Annotated in this window: 18 protein-coding genes; 17 read left to right on the forward strand and 1 reads right to left on the reverse strand. The window is 45.0% G+C overall.

Translation table 11 applies throughout. The features are described from left to right. The first annotated feature begins 76 nt into the window (after nucleotides 1–76). Nucleotides 77–1066, forward strand: a complete 990-nt coding sequence (locus DWX61_RS06795; protein WP_118513350.1) for a RelA/SpoT-related domain-containing protein — start codon at nucleotides 77–79, stop codon at nucleotides 1064–1066. Nucleotides 1067–1077: 11 nt separating this feature from the next. Continuing rightward, entirely contained in the window at nucleotides 1078–2409 is a 1332-nt protein-coding gene (locus DWX61_RS06800) for an MATE family efflux transporter (protein WP_118513349.1), read from the forward strand. Between the two features lie 124 nt (nucleotides 2410–2533). Here the strand turns inward: DWX61_RS06800 and DWX61_RS06805 are convergent, their stop codons facing one another. Then, on the reverse strand, nucleotides 2534–3025 hold the full coding sequence (locus DWX61_RS06805; RefSeq protein ID WP_118513348.1) for a DUF2798 domain-containing protein: 492 nt from the start codon (nucleotides 3023–3025) through the stop codon (nucleotides 2534–2536). A 409-nt stretch (nucleotides 3026–3434) separates the two neighbouring features. Between DWX61_RS06805 and eno the strand changes: the two genes are divergently transcribed. The 15 genes from eno (at nucleotide 3435) to DWX61_RS06880 (ending at nucleotide 22517) form a co-directional block, all read left to right on the forward strand. Next, nucleotides 3435–4730, forward strand: a complete 1296-nt coding sequence (gene eno, locus DWX61_RS06810; protein WP_118624441.1) for a phosphopyruvate hydratase — start codon at nucleotides 3435–3437, stop codon at nucleotides 4728–4730. Between the two features lie 272 nt (nucleotides 4731–5002). Further along, nucleotides 5003–5779 (forward strand): ABC transporter permease, encoded by a 777-nt coding sequence (locus DWX61_RS06815; protein ID WP_118513373.1) that lies wholly within the window; start codon nucleotides 5003–5005, stop codon nucleotides 5777–5779. Nucleotides 5780–5791: 12 nt separating this feature from the next. Further along, the gene (locus tag DWX61_RS06820; RefSeq protein WP_092072899.1) at nucleotides 5792–6529 is read left to right on the forward strand and encodes an ABC transporter ATP-binding protein; all 738 of its coding nucleotides are present in this window, start codon (nucleotides 5792–5794) and stop codon (nucleotides 6527–6529) included. 146 nt (nucleotides 6530–6675) lie between these two features. Continuing rightward, entirely contained in the window at nucleotides 6676–7419 is a 744-nt protein-coding gene (larB, locus tag DWX61_RS06825) for a nickel pincer cofactor biosynthesis protein LarB (RefSeq protein ID WP_118513346.1), read from the forward strand. Beyond that, nucleotides 7420–8718 (forward strand): nickel pincer cofactor biosynthesis protein LarC, encoded by a 1299-nt coding sequence (gene larC / locus DWX61_RS06830; RefSeq protein WP_118513345.1) that lies wholly within the window; start codon nucleotides 7420–7422, stop codon nucleotides 8716–8718. A 135-nt stretch (nucleotides 8719–8853) separates the two neighbouring features. Beyond that, a complete protein-coding gene (locus DWX61_RS06835) occupies nucleotides 8854–9882 on the forward strand; it encodes a LacI family DNA-binding transcriptional regulator (protein WP_118513344.1) in 1029 nt (342 codons plus the stop codon). A gap of 408 nt (nucleotides 9883–10290) precedes the next feature. After that, nucleotides 10291–11325 (forward strand): 5-dehydro-2-deoxygluconokinase, encoded by a 1035-nt coding sequence (gene iolC, locus DWX61_RS06840; RefSeq protein WP_015524405.1) that lies wholly within the window; start codon nucleotides 10291–10293, stop codon nucleotides 11323–11325. Between the two features lie 18 nt (nucleotides 11326–11343). Continuing rightward, complete coding sequence (iolD, locus tag DWX61_RS06845; RefSeq protein ID WP_118513343.1) at nucleotides 11344–13275, forward strand: 3D-(3,5/4)-trihydroxycyclohexane-1,2-dione acylhydrolase (decyclizing); 1932 nt, start codon at nucleotides 11344–11346, stop codon at nucleotides 13273–13275. A gap of 16 nt (nucleotides 13276–13291) precedes the next feature. After that, nucleotides 13292–14077, forward strand: a complete 786-nt coding sequence (locus DWX61_RS06850; protein WP_118513342.1) for a 5-deoxy-glucuronate isomerase — start codon at nucleotides 13292–13294, stop codon at nucleotides 14075–14077. 95 nt (nucleotides 14078–14172) lie between these two features. After that, a complete protein-coding gene (locus tag DWX61_RS06855; RefSeq protein ID WP_118513341.1) occupies nucleotides 14173–15324 on the forward strand; it encodes an iron-containing alcohol dehydrogenase in 1152 nt (383 codons plus the stop codon). A gap of 119 nt (nucleotides 15325–15443) precedes the next feature. Next, the gene (locus DWX61_RS06860; RefSeq protein ID WP_118513340.1) at nucleotides 15444–16391 is read left to right on the forward strand and encodes a substrate-binding domain-containing protein; all 948 of its coding nucleotides are present in this window, start codon (nucleotides 15444–15446) and stop codon (nucleotides 16389–16391) included. A 237-nt stretch (nucleotides 16392–16628) separates the two neighbouring features. Further along, a complete protein-coding gene (locus tag DWX61_RS06865) occupies nucleotides 16629–17996 on the forward strand; it encodes an MFS transporter (RefSeq protein ID WP_243101091.1) in 1368 nt (455 codons plus the stop codon). A gap of 136 nt (nucleotides 17997–18132) precedes the next feature. After that, entirely contained in the window at nucleotides 18133–19872 is a 1740-nt protein-coding gene (locus DWX61_RS06870; protein WP_118513338.1) for a cache domain-containing sensor histidine kinase, read from the forward strand. Beyond that, entirely contained in the window at nucleotides 19872–21458 is a 1587-nt protein-coding gene (locus DWX61_RS06875) for a response regulator transcription factor (RefSeq protein ID WP_118624443.1), read from the forward strand. The genes DWX61_RS06870 and DWX61_RS06875 overlap by 1 nt, the downstream gene beginning before the upstream one ends. Nucleotides 21459–21473: 15 nt before the next feature. Continuing rightward, complete coding sequence (locus DWX61_RS06880) at nucleotides 21474–22517, forward strand: LacI family DNA-binding transcriptional regulator (RefSeq protein WP_118624445.1); 1044 nt, start codon at nucleotides 21474–21476, stop codon at nucleotides 22515–22517. Nucleotides 22518–23070 lie beyond the last annotated feature (553 nt).

The raw sequence follows: 23070 nt of genomic DNA on the forward strand, positions 1-23070 counted from the left end.
CAGGAGCACAGATCATCCGGCAGTTGTTGTAAATATGTGATCCTGAAAAGACTAAAAGTAGAAAAGAGAAACACAAATGATAACATTAAACGATTATCTGTATTCCGGAGATACTCTTCTCCGGATACTGAAGAAATACATCCGGGATCTTAGAACAGAGGCGAAGGAAAAACACAACGAGATCGATCTGGTACACTGTAATTTTCTGATCCAGATCCAGGAGCTTCTGGAGCATAATGATTTCCTTACTGCTCAGTCTCAGAAAATCCGGGAATTTTATAAATACATGGCAGGGGAATATCCGTTTTTGGCGTTTACCTTCAAGGGAAGGATCAAATCTCTGATCCGTGCGGAGGAAAAATTTAATGGATATGTAGTGGAGTTTATTTATGACTATTACAAAGAACACGGTGAATATCCTTCCGTGTCACAGATCAAGGAGCGCTTAAGTTGTTTTCGGGATTTTATTGCGTACAGGATCGTTATCGCCATGCCCAGATGTCATCTGAAAAATGGAGAGAATGTCAGAGAAGAAGAGCTTCGTTATCTTTATGAAATTGCCAATATACTTCCGGGATTTCTGGAAGAAAGAGGATTTACCGCAGAGCCGGCCAGAGGGGTACAGGAAAGCACTTCTCCGTTGCTCAGTGAGGAGGTCAGACCTTATTACCGAGATTACATCTGTAACAACAGTGAGGATGATTATCAGTCCCTGCATATCACGTTTTATGATAACAGTTCCCGAAGCTATATGGAAGTACAGCTGCGGACCAAAGACATGGATGATGTTGCGGAGATTGGTTCCGCCAACCATTTAAGCTATGAGAAAAAACAGGAAAGTGAACGCAGGAGAAGGGACGCGATTCCCCAGGGGGAATGTATTTATTTTGACGAGGCCTATGAGCGGGGGATGCGGCTTCTTGGACTGGATCTTGCAAAACTGGATGTCAATATGTTTGGTGCGGTAAATAATAGCCTGATCAATGATGGCTGCGGACTGTTCCGCGGAAGGATGATTCTTCCTTATGAGCATCTTTCCCGTTTTCAGAATGATATCGTTGACTGAGGGAGGATGACATGAAAGACTTGACAAAAGGGAGACCTTCCACATTGATCCTGTCCTTTGCACTTCCTGTATTTCTGGGAAATCTCCTGCAGTTGACGTACAGCCTGGCAGATACTAGGATCGTGGGGAGCTTTTTAAAAGAAGATGCGCTGGCTGCAGTAGGGGCCACCAGTCCTTTAAGCGGGCTGATCATCGGTTTTCTGATGGGCCTTGCAAATGGATTTGCCATCGTCACTGCACAGAAATTCGGTGCAGGAAACAGGGAAGAAGTGCGAAAATCCTTTGCGCTGTCTCTTGTAATGGGCAGCGTGCTTTCTCTGATTCTGACTGTTTTGGGACTTTTGTTTCTGCATCCGATCCTGAGGTTCCTGAATGTTCCGGATCATTTGACGGGAATCGCCAGACAGTATATCTTTATCATTATTGCAGGTATGCTGGCAACATTTCTTTATGATACCTGTGCGGCATCTCTGCGTGCACTTGGGGATACGGTGACGCCCCTTGTGATCCTGGCAGTGTCTGTAACTTTAAATATCGCAGGAGATCTGTTTTTTATTCTGGTAGTAAAAGCAGGAGTTCAGGGAGCAGCCATTGCCACAGTACTTTCACAGACGCTGGCTTTTCTGGTGTGCTGGTTTTACATGATCCGCAGATATGAGATCCTACGGCTGAAAAAAGAGGATTTTTCTGATCCTGACAGAAATATGATGAAAAATATGCTGAGTGCAGGACTTTCCATGGGACTTGTGAATTCTCTGGTAAATCTTGGTACACTGGCACTGCAGACCTCCATCAACCGACTTGGAAGAGATATCATCGTGGCACATACAGCAGCCCGTAAGATTACGGAAATGTTTATGATCATGTTTGGCGTGTTCGGGCAGACTATGGCAATCTTCTGCGGACAGAACGCAGGTGCAGGGCGTATGGACCGGGTGCGCCAGGGAATCAGTCTTGCAGTTCTGTATACCTGCATCTGGTCCGTGATGACTGTGATCTTCAGTTTTACCATTGGAAAACAGCTGATCTATCTGGTCACAGGAAGCCACAATGAGACGGTGATCCTAAACGCCACCAATTATCTTAAATTCGATACGCTTTTTTATTTTGTAACGGCTGTGATCAGTGTACTCAGAAATGCTATGCAGGGACTTGGAGAAATGGTGATCCCGTTGACTTCCAGTGCGTTGGAGATGATCGGAAAAGTGGTGATCGCAGTGACATTGGTGCCGCTTCTCGGATATACCGGCGTGATCGTGGCAGAACCGATCGTGTGGATCATCATGGTGATCCCGCTGATCGTGAAGATCCTTAGGATGTCGGAATTAAAGAGAACAGTCTGAGAGATCCGAAAATCAGATGAGAAAGATCCGTGTGAAAAATAAAAAGCACATTGTATGGAATGAGCCGCCACCGGAAAGTATGACTTTTGGGGTGGTTCAACCATAGCAATGTGCTTTCTTTATTTTACATATTTGCTGTCGCTTCTTTTACATTTTGTTTTTCAGGAAAGATATGTCTGAAAATAAAACGTACGATCGGACCTGCATAGATCAGCTGCCAGAAGAATGCCATCGGAAAGTTAAAGGCGGTTGTTTGAAGCCATACAGCTACGAACTGATTTCCGGCATCCTTAAAGAGAATGGTTGCGGCAAGACTCATTAACGGGCACATGAAAGCAACAGAAGGAACGGAGATCGCAAGAATCTTGCTGAACGGATGGCAGTTTTTGAAATCTACCATGCGCATTGCACAACCAAAAGCAAGTTTGGATACAAGGAAGAAGTCAAGGATAAATGCAATCGGTCCCATGATCACCAGCTCATGAAAAGCGTCAAGGAACACATGGTTTGTCATACTCCCAGTGTTCAGAGAAATGTTGTAGCAGATCATGGCGTAAACCATGAAAAATACCATGATAATGGTAAAGATAACTTCCTGAAATTTGTTTTTTGGCATAAAAAATCCTCCTTTAAAATGATTAAGTGGTGATGTAAAACCGTAAAGCATGTGTTGTTCGTTAATCATTCAGGAGAATGTGCGTTTCCAATATATGACAGGATTTTGTCATAAACCATATTTAGTTTTAAGTCCGGCGATTATATTATCATAATCAGCGTAAGGATGTCAATATGTAAAATTTGCACATTTTTATTAAGCTTTCTGAAAATAGACGGAGCTGCTCTAATGAGAAAAAAATGACAATAACTCCCCTTGACCATAAAAGTTAGATACAGTAAACTTATATATGGTTAGCAGGTTCTAACTATTGCGTAAATAATTGTGGCGGGCCGTATCCTCTGGCAAAATGCGGCCCGGACAAATTTACGGACAGGGCGAAAAAGCCAGACAGGAGGATAAATATCAAATGGAATATTTAGAGATCGAGAAAGTCATTGGAAGAGAGATCATTGATTCAAGAGGAAATCCGACCGTAGAGGCAGAGGTTTATCTGGCAGATGGAACTATCGGAAGAGGAGCAGCTCCAAGTGGTGCATCCACAGGAGAATTCGAGGCACTTGAACTGAGGGATCAGGATAAGAGCCGTTTCGGAGGAAAAGGTGTTTCCAAGGCCGTTGAAAATATCAATACTGTAATTAACGATGCACTGACAGGAATGGATGCATCTGACATTTATGCAGTGGACGCTGCCATGATCAATGCAGACGGAATAAAGGACAAATCCAAACTTGGCGCAAATGCTATTCTTGCAGTATCTATCGCATGCGCACGAGCAGCTGCGATTTCTCTTGACATTCCCCTTTACAGATTTCTTGGTGGGGTGAACGGAAACAGACTTCCGGTTCCGATGATGAATATCTTAAACGGTGGTGCACATGCTGCGAATACTGTTGATGTTCAGGAATTCATGATCATGCCTGCGGGAGCACCGAGCTTCAAAGAAGGACTTCGCTGGTGCACAGAGGTGTTCCATGCACTTGCAGCACTTCTGAAAGAGAAGGGCCTTGCAACAAGCGTTGGTGATGAGGGTGGTTTCGCACCAGACCTTGGAAGCGACGAGGAAGCCATCGAGTACATTCTTGAGGCAGTAAAGAAAGCAGGATATGAACCGGGAAAAGATTTCGTTCTTGCCATGGATGCAGCATCCAGCGAGTGGAAAGGAAGCCAGAAAGGCGAGTATGTTCTTCCGAAATGCGGAAAGAAATTCACATCTGCAGAGCTTGTTGAGCATTGGAAGAACCTGATCGAGAAATACCCGATCTATTCCATCGAGGACGGCCTTGACGAGGAAGACTGGGAAGGATGGCAGATCATGACAAAAGAGCTTGGCCAAAAAGTACAGCTTGTAGGTGATGACCTGTTCGTTACAAATACAGAGCGTCTTGAGAAAGGTATTAGCCTTGGCTGCGGAAACTCCATTCTGATAAAACTGAATCAGATTGGTTCCGTATCCGAGACTCTGGAAGCTATCAAAATGGCACATAAAGCTGGTTATACAGCGATTTCCTCTCATCGTTCCGGTGAGACAGAGGATACAACCATCGCAGATCTTGCAGTAGCACTGAATACCTGCCAGATTAAGACAGGAGCTCCTTCCAGAAGCGAACGTGTGGCAAAATATAACCAGCTTCTCCGTATTGAGGAAGAGCTTGGTGATGCAGCAGTATATCCGGGATTTCAGGCTTTCAATATTAAGAGATAAGAAAAGTTTTCCATAAAATTTGTTTGTTACAAATAAGCCAAGAGTACCAAAGGGTCGGTATGGGAGAAATCCTGTTCCGGCCCTGGTTTTTTGACCGAATGCGGGATGCGACCACAGACAGATGGAAGAGATGCTGGATAAGTAGCATATTTTTCAAAAAGGCGCCCTTTGGAGCCTCTTTTTTTGGCGAAAATAAGGTTGCCAGATTTCTAAAAATAGTATATTATGATTTACAGCCGTGTGAAAAAATAAAATTGAATATTGGAGATGCTATGAAAGAATACGTAAATACTTTTATACGTTACAGGTTTCTTCTGGGAGAGCTTGTAAAAAAAGGAATCAAACTGAAGTACAGACGTTCCTATCTTGGTATCATCTGGTCTCTTCTTGAGCCGCTGCTTACCATGATCGTACTGACGATCGTATTCGGTACCCTGTTTGGAAACAAGGATCGGACATTTCCTGTATATATCCTGACAGGACGTCTTTTGTACACATTCTATTCCAGTGCCACAAAAGCGGCATTGAAATCAGTAAGAGCGAATTCGGCAATGATCAAGAAGGTTTATGTGCCAAAATATCTCTATCCGCTGTCAAGTGTGCTTTTTAACTACGTGATCTTCCTGATCTCGCTGATCGTGCTGGTTCCGGTAGGAGCAGTACTTGGTGTGGAGCCGACACTCTATATGCTCCAGATCCCGATCGCGTTGATCCTGGTATTTCTGCTGTCCTATGGCTGCGGAATGATCCTTGCTACGATTGGCGTTTTTTTCAGAGATATGGAATATCTGTGGTCAGTAGCGCTGATGCTGATCATGTATACCTGTGCGATCTTTTATTATCCGTCCAGACTGCTGAAAAGCGGTTTTTCATGGATCCTGAAATATAATCCGCTGTACTGTACCATCGATGTTTTTCGTTCAGGAATGTTCGGAGAGCCGATGAATCTTCATTATGCGGCATACGCACTGGTATTCAGTCTTGTGACGATCGCCATCGGAATGTTCTGTTTCAAGAAGAAACAGGATGATTTTATCCTTTATATTTAACAGGAGAAAAATATGGAAAAACCTGCAGTAGTTGTAGATAACGTAAGTATGAAGTTTAATCTCAGTAAAGAAAAGGTAGACAGCCTGAAGGATTACGTGATTAAATTCTTAAAAAAAGAAATTAAATATAATGAATTCTGGGCTCTTCAGAATGTTGATTTTGAGGTGAAAAAAGGTGACCGTGTAGGAATCCTGGGACTTAACGGAGCGGGAAAAAGTACTCTGCTCAAAGTAATTGCCGGTGTATTCAAGCCTACTGAAGGCAAGGTGGTCCGAAACGGACGTCTGGTCCCTCTTCTGGAACTGGGAGCCGGTTTTGATTCGCAGTATACAGGACGTGAGAATATTTTTCTGTATGGTGCGATGCTCGGATATTCCAAGAAGTTTCTGGAATCGAAATTTGATGAGATCGTTGAGTTTTCTGAGCTGAAAGAATTTATCGATGTCCCTATTAAGAATTATTCTTCCGGTATGAAGGCAAGGCTTGGATTCTCCATTGCCACACTGGTATCACCGGATATCCTGATCCTTGATGAAGTCCTTTCTGTAGGAGATGCCAAATTCCGGAAAAAGAGTGAAAAGAAAGTCTTAAGTATGTTTGATAAGGGCGTTACGGTACTGTTTGTATCCCATTCTTTGGAACAGGTACAGCGCCTGTGCAATAAAGCAATGATACTTGAAAAAGGAAAATTGATCGCATATGGAGATATTGATGAGATCTCGGCCAAATATGCAGAGATGATCAGATAAAGAACAGAAGGCGGCCAAAGTAGCTGCATAAATAAAAAACCGGACAGTAAAAGGTCCGAATGGCGGATAGCCAGACTATTTGCAAAAGTGCAGGCAAATGTCTGGCTATTGTGTTATTCTATTATAGAAAACAGGGAGGCAAAAAGATGACTTTACAGCAGATTCTTGAAGAGGTAAAAAATGGCCAGCTCTCTGTGGAGCATGCAGAGGGCCTTCTGAAAAAAGAGGGATATGAGGAAATGGATTATGCGAAACTGGATACTACCCGAAAAGCGAGGACCGGTTTTGCAGAGGTAGTTTACTGTGCGAGAAAAGCAGACGAACACCTTTTGAATATCTATCAGAAGCTTTATGAGGAAGATGGAGAAGTCTTTGGAACAAGGGCGTCAGAATATCAGTATGAACTGGTAAAAAAGGTTCTTCCCAATGTGGTCTACGATCCGATTTCCGGAATTTTGAAGATTGAAAAAGAGAAGGAGCATATCGGAAAAGTGGCAGTGTGTACAGCCGGAACAGCAGATATTTCTGTTGCGGAGGAGGCTGCCCAGACAGCAGAGTATTTCGGCACACATGTGGAGAGGATCTATGATGTGGGAGTTAGTGGTATGCACAGACTCTTTTCCAGACTGGATACCATCCAGGAGGCTAACTGCGTGGTTGCAGTAGCAGGAATGGAGGGTGCACTGGCAAGTGTTATGGGTGGTCTTGTGAAACGTCCGGTGATCGCGGTACCTACTTCTGTGGGATATGGCGCCAGCTTTCATGGATTGTCAGCGCTTCTGACAATGATCAATTCCTGTGCCAACGGAATTGCAGTAGTAAATATTGACAACGGATTTGGGGCAGGATATCTGGCAACCCAGATCAATCGGCTTGCGGAGGGGAAATAAATGAGAAACAAATTATATCTGGAGTGTACCTCTGGGATCAGCGGGGATATGACAGTTGCGGCCCTTTTGGATCTGGGTGCAGATCAGAAAAAACTGGTGAGAACTCTTAAAAGTCTGCCGGTAAAAGGTTTCGACATAAAGATCAGCCGTGTGATGAAATCAGGGATCGATGCCTGTGATTTTGATGTACTGCTGGATCATGATCACGAGAATCATGATCATGATATGAAATATCTGCATGGAGATGATGGGGATTTTCACGGTCATAATCATGAAAAACATCATCATGATCATGGGGGTTCCCGGCATGGACACCATCATCACGAGCACCGTGGCCTTAACGAGATCATGGAGATTATCGACCACACAGATATGACAGATCGTGCAAAATCCTATGGAAAAAGGATTTTTAAGATTCTTGCCGAGGCAGAAGCAAAAGCCCATAATGTACCGGTGAATCAGATCCATTTCCATGAAGTGGGTGCAGTGGATTCCATTGTGGATATTCTTTCAGTTGCGATCTGTATGGATGATCTGGATGTGGAGGAAGTGATCGTTCCAAGACTTTGTGAGGGTAGCGGAACGATTCGCTGTCAGCACGGAATCCTTCCGGTACCGGTACCGGCGGTAAGTAATATTGTAAGTGCTCATCAGCTGAAGCTGCATATCACATCGGTGCAGGGTGAACTGATAACGCCTACCGGAGCAGCCATTGTGGCGGCATTCCTTACATCAGAAAAACTGCCTGAAGATTTCACGGTGAGGAAGATCGGTATCGGAGCAGGCAAGCGCCAGTATGAGTGCCCGGGAATTCTCCGTGCCATGCTGATCCGGGGATCCGGGGAGGAGGCTTCAGGCAATGATACTTGTACGGAAACAGATACCATTATAAAGCTGGAATCCAACATTGATGACTGTACAGGAGAAACGCTTGGCTATGTTATGGAGCTTCTGTATGAGGCAGGAGCCAGGGAGGCCAATTACATGCCTGTATTTATGAAGAAAAACCGTCCGGCATGGCTGCTTACCGTTCTATGTAAAGAAGAACAGGTTTCAGTGATGGAGCAGATCATTTTCAGAGAAACAACAACCATTGGGATCCGTCGCCAGGAGATGGGGAGAACCATTCTGAAAAGAGAGAAAAGAGCGGTTACAACTCCGCTTGGGAAGGTAGAAGTGAAGGTCTGCACTTTTGACGGACAGGAATATTTTTATCCGGAATACGAAAGTGTAAAAAAACTCTGTGAAAAAACAGGGATTTCCTATAAAGAAGCATATCATATGGCTGTTCGGGGATAAGATCGGAGGGGCCGCGTATAATGCACTTACATATTGACACCTTTTCGAAAAAACTATATAAATGTATATAGAAAGATTATTGCCGAACAGAACAGTTGGCATTGATACAGTAAGGCAGAGGCAGGAGAAGGATTTATGGCGGTAACAATACAGCAGATTGCCGAACAGGCAGGGGTTTCCAGGGGAACCGTGGACAGAGCATTGAACCACAGAGGACGGATCAATCCGGAGGTGGCAGAGAGAATCTGCCGTCTGGCGGACGAGATGGGATATGTACAGAAAGAACGGAAACATTCCAGAACAGCTAAAGATGAAAGACTGAAGATCGGAGTGGTGACACAGCTTGCCAGATCTTCTTTTATGCAGGAAGTAAACCGTGGTATTGTGAAGGCGGCCCTGGAACTAAAAGAAAAAGGGATCCAGCTGATTCTGAAAGAGGGTCTTTCTGTTGATGAAGAGGAACAGCTGCAGGCCATTGAAGAACTGGAACAGGAAGGAATCAGGGGACTTGCGGTCATGCCTGTGGACAGTGAGGCTGTCCGGGAGAAATTGAATGCTTTGATCGAAGAGAAGAATATCCCAGTGGTAACCTTTAATTCTGATATTGTAGGAACGAGAAGAACCTGTTTTGTGGGAATGGATAACCGCAAGAGCGGACGTACTGCGGCAGGACTTCTTGGAATGCTGACAAGAGGAATCGGAAAGATCCTGATCATCACCGGATATTTCAGCAATCATGTTGATAATCAGCGGGTGGATGGCTTTGTGGAGGAAGCCAAGCGGGCTTTTCCTCATCTGGAGATCGCAGGTGTTCACGGAAGCTTTGATGAAGCAGCTGAGGTGGAGCACATTATAGAAAATGCCATGATGAATACTTCGGGGATCAGCGGGATCCTGGTGGTATCAGGAGGCCAGGAAGGAGTGGGAAAGGCATTTGAAAAACTGAGACTTGACCGCAGGCCCTACGTTGTGATCTATGATCAGACTCCGAAGAATGAACGGGCACTGAAGAATGATCATGTGGATTTTCTGATCGACCAGAATGGATATGTCCAGGGATATGAACCGCCAAGGATTCTGGCGGATATCCTGACAAAAGGACAGGAGCCGGAGAGAGAATATCTCTTTACAGATATCAAGATCAAAACGAAATATAACCTTTGAACATGTATTGTGCAAAGTATCATATAAAATAGTCTGCAGGATGAAAACTGCAGGCTTTTTTATATTACAGGAAATCTGTAAGATACTACGATATGAAATATAGATTCCGAGAAAACAACTGTCTGGATACATTTGATTGCGTGCTAATAGCGTGCCGAAAATATCAACACGCAAATGCACATGTAGATAATAGCTACTTTGAACAAAATAAAACTACAAAAATTGTATAGAATAACTGAAAAAAAGAAAAATGAAAAGAAGCACTTGCCCAAACTGTAAAACAGTGCTATATTAACATCATAAGAAACACGCAATAAAGCACGCTGAATAAAAGAAAAGCACGCAAAACAAAAAAGCACACAAAAAAAGAAGTAAAAAATAAACCATCAAACAAACGGAGGTAAGATCATGAAGTATATCGAATTTGATGAATCCAGACCAATGGACCTGGTGCTCCTTGGAAGAGTTGCCATTGATTTCAATCCTGCTTACAACGATCAGGTGAAGGAGGAGTTCAAACCCCTGAAGAAGGTACATATGTTTGAGAAATTTGTAGGAGGATCTCCTGCAAACATTGCTGTAGGTGTCACCAAACATGGTCTGAAAGCAGGATTCATCGGAAAGGTTTCTGATGATCAGTTCGGTGAGTATGTTGTGGATTATTTTGATGAGAGAGGAATCGATACCTCACAGATCACCAAATGTACAAACGGAGAGAAGCTGGGACTTACCTTTACCGAGATGCTTTCTCCAAAGGAAAGCAGTATCCTCATGTATCGTAACCGTATCGCAGATCTGCAGCTTCATGTAGACGACATCCACGAGGATTATATCAAAAATGCAAAAGCAATCCTCATTTCCGGAACTGCTCTTGCAGAGAGCCCTTCCAGAGAAGCAGCGATCAAAGCGGTTATGCTTGCTAAGAAAGTAAATACAAAAATCATTTTTGATATTGATTACAGAGAGTACAACTGGAAGAATGCAGATGAGATTTCCATCTACTATTCCATCGTAGCTAAGGAAGCTGACATCATCATGGGCTCCAGAGAAGAGTTTGACCTTACAGAGAAGCTGATCAAAGAAGGTATGACTGATGAGGAGAGCGCAGCTTACTGGCAGGCAAAAAATGCAAAGATCGTTGTCATCAAACACGGTATGAAGGGTTCCACAGCCTACACAGTTGACGGACAGAAGTTCAGTATCAAGCCATTTCCGGTTGAGGCAAGAAAAGGCTTCGGCGGCGGCGACGGATACGGCTCCGGATTCCTGTATGGACTGTATCAGGGCTGGGAGATCATCGATTGTCTGGAGTTCGGTTCTGCAGAGGCATCCATGATGGTTAAGAGCAACAACTGTTCTGATTCCCTTCCGGGACCGGATGAGGTTCATGCATTTATTAAAGATGAAAAAGAAAAATTCGGCGAAATGATCGCAAGAGTATAAAGAAAAGGAGTGGAAAAAATGGCAAAGACAGTAAGAATGACAACTGCACAGGCAATTGTAAAATTCCTGGATAATCAGTATGTTTCCATGGACGGAGTGGAGACAAAATTTGTAGAAGGATTTTTCACGATCTTCGGACACGGTATTGCTGTAGGACTTGGCGAGGCGCTGGATACAAATCCGGGACAGCTGAAGGTTCTTCAGGGAAGAAATGAGCAGGGTATGTGCCACGTTGCTACCGCTTTTGCAAAACAGAGCAACCGCAAAAAAATCATTGCATGCGCTTCCTCCATCGGACCTGGAGCTGCAAACATGGTAACAGCATGTGCAACAGCAACTGTAAACAACATTCCGCTTCTTGTATTCCCGGCAGATACTTTTGCATCCCGCCAGCCTGACCCGGTTCTCCAGCAGCTGGAGCAGAGCAGCAGCCTTGCCATCAGTACGAACGATGCATTCAAACCGGTCTGCAAATACTGGGACAGAATCACAAGACCGGAGATGGTTATGACAGCTCTGATCAACGCAATGAGAGTTCTTACAGATCCGGCTGAAACAGGTGCATGCTGCATCGCACTTTGTCAGGATGTTGAGGGTGAGTCCTTTGACTTCCCGGAGTACTTCTTCAAGAAGAGAGTACACAGGATCACAAGACCGGTTGCAGTAGAGGAAGAGCTTGAGGATGTGGCAGAGATCATCGCAGGAGCAAAGAAGCCGCTTATCGTTGTTGGTGGTGGTGTCCGTTACTCAGAAGCTGGAGAAGCTGTTGAGAAATTCTGCGAGGAATTCAAGATCCCATTCGGTGAGACACAGGCCGGAAAGAGTGCCTGCCAGTCCGGCAATCCATACTGCCTTGGCGGTATCGGTGTAACAGGAACCTATGCTTCCAACATCATCGGTAAAGACGCAGACGTGGTAATTTCTATCGGTTCAAGAATGTCTGACTTTACAACAAGCTCCAAGCATCTGTTCCAGAACGAGGATGTTCAGTTTGTAAGCATCAACAACTGCAGATTCCACGCATACAAGATGGATGCAGTAAAAGCTGTGGGCGATGCAAAAGCTACCGTAGAAGCACTTGCGGAGAAGCTTCGTGCAAGAGGATATAAATCTGCATATACAGATGAGATCGAGAAAGCAAAAGCTGTATGGGATAAAGAAATGGAGCGCCTTGGAAGTATTGAGTACACAGGAGATGATTTTGAGCCGCTGATCAAGGCAAGAGATCCTCGTACAATCCCGGAATATGTAAAGCTTACAAACGGAAAGATCACACAGACAGCAGCACTTGCAGCGATCAACAGAACTATCGACAAAGATGCAACCATCATCACAGCAGGCGGTTCCCTTCCAAGCTGTATGCAGCGTATGTGGAGAACAGACAAACGTGGCGGATATCACGCAGAGTACGGATATTCCTGTATGGGATATGAGGTTGCCGCTACCCTTGGTGTGAAATTTGCAGAGCCGGATAACGAAGTATATTGTGTAGTTGGAGACTCCAGCTTCCAGATGCTCCACAGTGAGATCATGACTATCATGCAGGAGAGACAGAAAGTCAATATCATGGTATTTGATAACTGCGGATTTGGCTGCATCAACAACCTTGAGATGAATCACGGAATCGGAAGCCTTGCAACGGAGTTCCGTTATACAGACGGCAAGAAACCGACCGGAGATCTGATCCCTGTAGATTATGCAAAGATTGGCGAAGGCTATGGTCTGAAGACTTATACTTGCCGCACTATCCAGGAACTGGTAGATGCTCTGGAAGATGCCAAAAAGCAGGAGATTGCATGCCTCTTTGATCTGAAGGTTATCCCGAAGACCATGACAGACGGATATGAGTCCTGGTGGGATGTAGGAATCGCAACAACATCTGAGAAAGAAAGTGTAAGAAAGGCCTGCGAGGGAGTTATGAAAGGCCGTGAAGAGGCAAGACTGTACTAATCTGGGAGGTAAGAAAATGAGTAAAGTATTTGGTTATCCTGAATATGACGAAAAAGGTGAAAAGATTCTTACAACATACGATAATGAGTACAAGGCCATGATGATGGACATCCGTGTTTACCGTATGAAGGCAGGGGAGACAAGAACATTTTTAAGAGAGGGTGAGGAGACAGCAGTTCTCCTCCTCTCCGGAAATATCACCTATAAATGGAACGGAAACGAAGCAGCAGCAACCAGAAAAGATGTGTTCACAGAGGGACCTTGGTGCGTTCATGGATGTACAGGAACTGAGATCGCAGTTGTGGCAAATGCGGAGTCACAGATCCTTGTCCAGTGCACAAAGAATGAGAAAGATTTCGGCGCAAGGCTTTACAAACCGGAAGACGCTCCATGGGGATATTCCAGCGTAGGAAAATTCGGAAACGTGGCAAAGAGAAGAGTAAATACGATTTTTGATCACGACATTTCACCGGAATCCAATATGGTACTTGGTGAGGTTCTCAATGACAGAGGAAACTGGTCCGGATACCTGCCGCACAGACATCCGCAGCCTGAGACATACTTCTTCAAATTTGATCATCCGGAGGGATTCGGAGCAAGCTTTGTCGGTGACCAGGTATTTAAGAGCACAGATGAGAGTTTTTCCGCAATTCCAGGAGGAGAGCTTCATCCGCAGGCAGTTGCACCTGGATATCAGATGTATACATGCTGGATGATCCGCCACATTGACGGAAATCCGTGGCTGCAGACAGACCGTTGCGAGGATGAGAGATATACCTGGCTTCATGACGCCGAGTTTTAAGGATGCGGAGATACTGATACTGGGTTGTAAATAGCAGGCAGTAGACCTGCTGCTATTATGAAAAAAATTGTACTGACTGAAGGGAGATTTTGACAATGGCAAGAGAATTTATTGTACCTGGAGAAATTATTTCCGGTTCCGGAGCACTGGACATGGCAGAAGACGCACTGAAACTCCTTGGTAAAAAAGCTCTGATCGTAACCGATAAAGTAATGATCGACCTGGGAAATTGTGCAAAAGTTGAGAAGGCGCTGACAAATCAGGGCATTGCATACAGCATTTATTCTGACATCTGCGGTGAGCCGACAGATACCATGATCGAAAAAGGCTTACAGATCTATAAAGATGAGAATTGTGACTTCCTGGTAGCTCTGGGAGGCGGAAGTCCCATTGACTCTATGAAAGCCATCGGCTCATTGGTAGTAAATGGTGGAAGCATTTCCGACTATATGGGAAAAGTGATCGATGTAAAGATGCCGCCGATGGCAGCGATCCCTACCACAGCAGGAACGGGATCTGAGGCAACACAGTTTACGATTATCACTGATACCAAAAAAGACATCAAGATGCTTCTTAAAGGCAAAGTTCTCATGCCGGATCTTGCAATTATCGACCCGCAGTTTACTATGACTGCACCTCCAAAGATCACAGCAGCAACAGGTCTTGATGCACTTTGTCACTGTGTGGAAGCTTATACATCCAGAAAAGCACAGACACTTTCCGATACTTTTGCAGTATCTGCAGTAAAGAGAATCTTTAAATATCTTCCGGTTGCATACAAAGACGGAAAGAATGAAGAAGCCCGTGTACAGATGTCTGTAGCTGCTCTTGAGGCAGGAATCGCATTCAACAACGCATCTGTTACCATTATCCACGGAATGAGCCGTCCGATCGGAGCATTGTTCCATGTAGCACATGGACTTTCCAATGCTATGCTTCTGAAAGAGTGCCTTACCTTTGCACTTCCTGGAGCATACGACAGATTCGGAGCTCTGGGACGTGATATCGGTGTGGCAGATGCATCTGATTCTGATCAGGAAGCAGCCGAGAAATTCCTGAAAGCAGTAGAGGCACTTGTAAATGAGCTGGATACTCCGACTCTGGAACAGTTCGGTATCAATAAAGAAGAGTTCTTCAACGTTATCGACAAAATGGCACATGATGCTATGGACAGTGGAAGTCCTCAGAATACCATGCGTGATGTAACAGAAGAAGAAGTAAAAGAAATCTACAGAAAACTCTGGTAAAATGCAAATGCAAACCTTGCGTTGCCAGATAAGAAAAGACTCCGGACCGGAGAAAAAGGCTCCGGAGTCTTTTTTCCCGTGGCAAATACAGCAGCAAAAGAAAAGGAGGCATATCCTTCGTGAGAAAAAAATATATCTGTATTCTGGCGGCAGTCATAGGATTTTGCAGCCTTTCCGGATGCGGGTCTTCTGCAAAGAAAACAGAAGAAGAGCAGGTAACGATCGGTGTTGTTACAAAATCTAAAAGCAGTGAATATTGGTTGTCTGTCTGTGACGGAATGAAAGATGCGGCAGAAAAATATCATGCAGATGTGGTGATTCTGTCCCCGGATTCCGAAACAGAAGAAGAGGTTCAGAAAAATATGATCCGGGATCTTCTGAAAACCGATATCCAGGCGATAGCAGTTTCTCCTATAGATTCCTATGAATGCGAAGATTATTTAAATTTTGCAAGAGAAAAGGGGATTTCTGTATATGCCTGTGATACTCCCATAGAGGATTCAGAAATCCCTTATATTGGTATTGACAATGAAAAGCTGGGTTATGAGCTGGGTGAGCAGCTTGCAAAGACGCTTGATCACAAAGGAAAGATCGGTGTGATCGCAGGTGATTTTAAACAGGCGGGTCACCGGATGCGTGTTACCGGTTTTGAAAAATATATGGAAAAAGAACCTGGGATCACCATTGAGATGGTTCGGAGCGGATACAGTAATATGCGGGTTTCCCAGAAGGATGTGGATGAGATCCTGGGGAAGTATCCGGATCTTAACGGAATCATGACCACAAGTGCAGTGACGGCTCTGGGGCTTTCAGAGGCAACTGAAGGACGGGAGATTTCCATTGTTTCCGTAGATGCTCAGGAAGATGCCTTGAAAGCGGTTCAGGATGGGCGCATCGTGGCGCTTGGTGCGCAGTCCGGCTATCAGATCGGTTACGAAACCATCCGGTATATTGTGAAGGATTTGGAGGGAGAGGGAACAGGAGAAGATGAGATTCTGGATTCCCAGGTGCTTACCGAAGAAAATATTGATACATATATGAAGGATAACAGACATTCTCATCCCTGATACAAGCAGGTTTCCATCCAAAAATAAAACACAAAACATAAAAATAGGACAAAAGAAGGATGTAGAGATATCAGAATCAGAAAAACTTTGGTACAGATTTAACAGTCAGGTAAAAATAATACCGAAAAAACTAAAATTTCTCATACTTTGATAATCCCGTATTTTCGATAAAATAGAATCATCAAAAGGAAAGCGAAAATAAAAAAACGAAAAGAAATGAAAGGGCGGGATAATAAGATGGAGAAGAAAAAACTTTCGGTATCAACAGGGCTGTGTTATGCTGGAGGAGATGTAGGGTGTAATATCGTGTTCGGAATGATCGGAACACTGCTGACGCTGTTTTACACAGATTATGTGGGGATAAGCGCAGCAACAGTAGGACTGGTAATGTTACTTTCCAGATGCTTTGATGGATTTTCCGATCTGGTCATGGGTGTCATTGTAGAGAGGACCAATTCCAAATGGGGAAAATCAAGACCCTGGCTTCTGTGGATGAGCATTCCGTTTGCGCTGTCAGCAGTACTGCTTTTCACAGTGCCGCGTACAACAGGGATGCTTCAGTTTCTGTATCTCTTTGTAACCTATAACTTTTGTACGACCATATGCTATACAGCGATCAATCTTCCATATGGAAGTCTTTCTTCAATGATGATCCGTGAATCATCAGAAAGAGATAAACTCAGTGTATTGAGAATGGGACTGTCACCTCTCGGAAAGATCGTTGCAGCAACCTGTACACTGCCGCTTGTTAAGGTTATGGGGAATGACCAGGCTGCATGGATCAAGGTTATGAGTGTATGGGCAGTGCTTGCACTTGCACTTCTGCTTCTCTGCTTCTTCAAATGTGAGGAGAAGGTTCAGATCGAAGCAAGAAAGAAAGATGAGAAGCTTCCGATTCTGACAATGCTGAAGGCGCTTTTTACAAATCAGTATTTCTGGGCAGTAATGCTTCTGTGGACAGTACAGAGTGTATCCTTTACGATCACAGGAACCATTCTTCCGTACTACTGCAAATATATTTTTAACAATGACACATGGATGTACAGCGCACTGTTCCTTACAGAAACATTGGTTCTGGTAGCGGGAATCTTTATCTGCTCACCGTTGATCAAGAAATTCGGAAAAAGAAATATCGCATTTGTCGGCGGATTTGTTGCACTTGGCGGACAGCTTCTGTTTTTCCTGAATCCATACAGCTTCAGTTTCATGGTTATGAGCTGTGTCACACGTGCCATCGGACTTGCTCCACTGAACGCAGTTGTATTCAGTATGGTTGGTGATGTAGTAGAGTTCGGACAGTGGAAAAACCATATCCGTCAGGAAAGCCTGATCTTTGCAGGCGGTTCCATCGGAACAAAAGTTGGCGCAGGTCTTGCCTCCGCAGTGATCACAGGTCTTTTAAGCAGTTCCGGATATGTAAGCTCATCTGCGGGAATAACTGCACAGCCGGAAACAGCACTGGAGATGATCGTTTCTCTTTATAAATTTGGGCCGATCCTCATTGCAGCAGTGATCATTGTAACGCTTTTCGGATATAAGCTTGACAAAATGTATCCGGCGATCATGCAGGAGCTTACCGAGCGCGAGGCACACGGACAGTTATAAATATTTTATTGTAAAACATATATTCAACCGCAAACAGGAAATCAGGCAGGGGTAGGATGCTCCTGCTGTTTCCTGCGTTTATGGGCATATAGCATAGAGGGAGGCGTATATCCGCTTTACGGAAGGGAGGAGTTCTATGTTAAAAAGTATCCGGGCAAAGATATTACTGGCGATCCTGGCAGTAACCATGTTTACTGCCTGTTCTCTTACGGTGGTATTTTATTTTCGGGCAGCAGGGATGATCGAAGAAAATTATTCAGGTATCCTGTACGGACGGATGCAGCAGACCATAAAAAATCTGGACGAATCCCTGAAAGAGATTTATTATGTGAATACGAGAACTGCCTGGGATACAGATATACGGAATAATGCGAAGGACTACAGCCGTACCGGAAATGAAAACAGCCTGGAAAAAATGGCCGGGCTTCTCCGGGAACACAGTCGGGAATATAAAGATATCAACTCCCTTTACTTTGTCTTTCCGGACAAAAAAATGGCTGTGACTTCTGAGGAATTTCCGGTAAACAAGCAGGGAATTTCAGAAGGACATATCGAGGAATTGGAAAAAATACAGGAATTGGATTCCTTTCCGGTTCTTGTGGAATCTCCGATCCATGAAGGCAGCAGCTTTCTTTCTGTGCTCCAGAAGGTAGAGGATGATAACGGAGAGATCCTGGGTTATGTTGTCGCAGATATCAGGGAACGGGCAATTTATTACGAATATCTGGAAGCTGTCAATGATGAAAAGATCACCAGAATAGTTCTGGTAGACAGAAATGATGAAATCGTGACATCCGGAGACTACAGTGACATTGGAAAAACATTTCCGGAGATTACGGATCATGATGTTCCAAATATGGAAGGCTATGCAGAAAAAAACGGTGTGATCTCTTTTTTCAGCAGAGGCAGCTTTTCAGATTGCGGCTTATATCTGGAAGTACCGAAAAAAGAAGTTTTAAGCGGACTTTCCGGGATGCGGCTCTTTCTGATCGGAATATTTGGTGCAGTTTTTGTGGCAGCTGTGCTGCTGGCACTGTGGCTCTCCAGAGTAGTCTGCGGCCCGCTCAGATCCATGACTGGCACTGTTGAGAAGGTTGGTGAAGGAGATCTGAGTCTCCGTACAGAAGTGACTACTGCTGATGAGATCGGAACCCTCGGAAAAGAATTCAACCACATGCTGGATTATATCGAAGCTCTGATCGCCCAGGTGATCGAAGAGGAACAGCAGAAAAAAGACGCAGAACTGGAAGCACTGCAGTATCAGATCACACCGCATTTTATGTATAATACATTGAACTCCATTAAATTTGCTGCATTTCTGAAAGGGGAAAAAGAGCTGGCAGGGCTCATCGGAGATTTTGTGGAGCTTTTGCAGGCCAGCATCAACAAAAAGGGAAGCTTCCTTTCTGTTGCCGATGAGATCCATATACTGAAAAATTACATCCATCTGCAGGATTTTCGCTATCAGGGAAGCTTTCAGGTGGAATATGAGATCTCTGAGGATGCATACCGGTGCTATATTCCGAGACTGATCCTTCAGCCGCTTGTGGAGAATGCTCTTCTTCATGGGATCGACATCAAGCGGCAAACAGGAAAGATCTGGATCAGCGGAAACGTAAGTGAAGGAAAGCTGATCCTCATAGTAAAGGATAACGGCAGAGGAATGACAAAAGAGCAGATCCGAGATCTTTTTAACAGCCATGCAAAAAAAACAAATGGACTTTCCGCAGTGGGGGTTCCAAATGTAAAAGAACGCCTGGAGCTTTATTACGGGACACAGGGAGGAATGGAATACGCAAGCAGTGGAAACGGTACGGAGGTCACGGTATTTCTGCCTGCGATCTATGATATGCCTGAAGAAGGGAGAAAAAATTAATGTACAGAACACTGGTGGCAGATGATGATTTTCTTGTAAGGAGCTATCTCAAAACCTTGGATTCCTGGGAAAAAGCAGGATATGAGATCGTGGATGATGCAGAAGACGGGGAGGAAGCTTATGGATTTCTTCAGAAAGAAAAAATCGATGTTCTTGTGACGGATCTTACCATGCCTGTGATGGATGGAATTGAGCTGATCAGAAAGATCCGTGAGGAAAACAGAGATATCTATATTATCGTGCTCAGCTGTCACGATGATTTTGAATATGTAAAAGAAGCCATGCGTCTTGGGGCGGATGAATATGTATTAAAGAACAGTCTGGATGAGGACAGTCTTTATGACACTCTGGAAAAATCAGCCCGACTGATCGAGAACCGCAGAAAAAAAAGCCAGGAACAGGCCCGGACGAGAAAGCTGATCCATCTGGGAAGTCACGCTCTGAAGTATTATTTTTTTAACGGACTGATCTCGGGAATGCTGAAAAATCAGGCACGTGAGGAAAAGCGTGTGGAAGCCGGAATCGCCGGGAAATATTTTAACAGTGCTGTGATCTGTATGTTTATGGAGAAATGGGCGGAGCGTGAAAGGCAGTGGACGCCGCTGGAAGTAGAACAGTACTCCCATCATTTTCGCCACAGATTGCTGGAACGTACGGAGGAGCTTCTTGGGACAGAAAGTGAATTTACGGAAGTGATCTATCTTGGCGCAGGAATCTTTTGCTGCTTTCTTGATCTTTCCGGAGATTGCAGGACATCGGCCATGCAGCAGAGACTGACAGAGTCTGCTGCAATCTGTTACAGACACTGCCAGGAGGAACTCTGGGATTTCGGCATCAGCGTCAGCAGTGTCTGCATGGGAGAAGATGGGATCCGTCAGGCTTATCAGCAGGCCAGAGAAATGATGAAACTTCATTTTTATGAGAAAAAAGAGATCCTTTATTTTGAAGGACGGAAGAAAGCGGACAGTGTTTTGCCGGAAAGTGCTGAGAAGCTGGAAGGGCAGATTTCCACGCTGAAGGCAGGGAAAGACCGAAAGAAAACGGAGGAACTCTGGACACAGGTTCTCGCTGACTGTCAGGACCGCTATACCGATGGAAGACTTCTGGTACAGTGGCTTAAGAAATTGAATCAGACAGCCGGAATTGAGAAAGAGCCCATTTGGTATGGAGATATCGAAAGTTTTGAGAAATTCAGGGAAAAGGGCAGTGCCTGTATTTCACAGCTTTTTGTGGGGGAAGAGGATGCTGTTCCGGAGGGGATCTCTGCTGCTGTGAAAAAAGCACTGGAGTTTATCCGGGAACATTATGAAGCGCCGATCAGCCTTCAGGATGCAGCAGATGCGGCGGAGGTGAATCCTGCTTATCTCAGTTATCTTTTCAAACAGGAGATGAAGATCGGTTTTTCCAATTATGTGCAGGAACTTCGAATCGACTGTGCAAAGAAGCTTCTTTCAGAAACAAACTGTAAAGTTAAGGATGTGGCATTGCGTTCCGGTTTTGGAGATTATCATTATTTTTCCAAGACATTTAAGAAGTTTACGGGCTTAAGTCCTGCGGAATACAGAAAAGAATCCGGATTATCATAGAAAGAGGTGCTTGGTATGGGAGTTACTATAAGGCAGATTGCGGAAGCTGCCGGTGTTTCCAGAGGTACTGTTGACAGAGCGTTAAATAACAGGGGCAGGATCCGGCCGGAGGTTGCTGAGAGGATCCGTGCCATCGCTGATGAGATGGGGTATAAGCCGAATCAACTGGGCCGTGCTCTATCCATGAGCAGAAATAATATTAAGATCGGCGTGATCCTGCAGGGTGCGGAAACCCCTTTTATGAAGGAGGTTCTGAAGGGAATCCAAGAGGCGTGCGCTGAGGTGGATAATCTTGGTGGTACGGTCCTGGTCCATAAGATCGAGCATCAGAATGCTGAGGATGTTATTCGTGCCATGGAGAAGATGCGGATGGAAGAGGTTAGTGGTATTGCAATGGTTCCTTTGGATGAGGAAAGTGTGAAAAGGGAAATTGACCGGTTTGTGGAGGAATTTCGGATCCCGGTGGTGACGTTTACTTCAGATGTGGAGGATACGAAAAGGCTTTGCTTTGTAGGGCAGAACGGTGTGCAGTGTGGCCGTGCGGCTGCGGGGCTTATGGGGGAACTGACCGGTGGAAAAGGAAAGGTTGCTGTGATTTCCGGCTATAGCACCAATACTTCTCTGAGCAGCAGAGTGACTGGATTCCGTGAGGAAATGGTGCGTAAGTATCCAGGGATTGAGATCATTGGGCCGGAGTATTGCTTTGAGGAGAATGGCCGGGCCAGGGAGATTACGGAAGGGATATTTAAGGAGGTTCCGGATCTTGACGGGATATATCTTACTTCTCATGGTGAGGAGGGGGTGTGCGAGGCGATTGCAGGAGAGGGAAAAGCTGGCCAGGTGAAGATGGTTGCCAATGATTTTATGGGGCGGAATTATGAGCTGATGAGGGAAGGATTTATTCATTTTCTGATCGGGCAGGATGCCAGGATACAGGGGTATGAGCCGGTGATGATTTTGTTCCGGCTGCTGTTTAACGGGGAAAAGCCGGAGAGGGAGAAGATTTTTACGGAAATATATATAAGGAATGAGTATACGATTCCGGAGGGGAGACACTGAAGTGGGGTGTCTCCTTTTTTTGTGCGGAGGGACGCCGCGGAAGGGGATGCTGTCTGGTCTGCGGCTTCGTCGGGGGCTGGCTTCTAGGACGCCGGAAATCTGCTAAAAGCGTTTTTAAAAAGTCCGAACTCGCGGCCTGCTGCCGCTCAGACAGCGGACTTTTGAAAAACAACGCAGCTTTCCACCGTCCAAGAATCAGCTCCCCTCCTGCAGAAGCAGAGCCAGACAGCATCCCCTTCCGCGGCTGGTGCTTCCAGCGAGAAAAAATGTCGTTTGACGATAGGGTGTGGGTCGTCAGCGCTGCGCTGGACGACTGCAAGGGCTGAGTTTGCGCCTGTTTGCCGGGAGAGTTGTGGGCATCGGCGCTGCGCTGGATGCTTGGAGGTGGTGGGGTGTGATGCTGCGCTGGATGCTTGGAGGAATGTGAGCTGTGATGCTGCGCTGGATGCTTGGTGGTGGGGCGTGGGATGATTAGGGTGATTGTATGGGGATGTGTTGGAGATGTTTTCGGTGAAGTTGACCTAAAAATATTACATATTGTGGCTAAAAATAG

Origin of the sequence: Ruminococcus sp. AF20-12LB, assembly GCF_003478985.1 — a bacterium.
Taxonomy (GTDB): domain Bacteria; phylum Bacillota; class Clostridia; order Lachnospirales; family Lachnospiraceae; genus Blautia_A.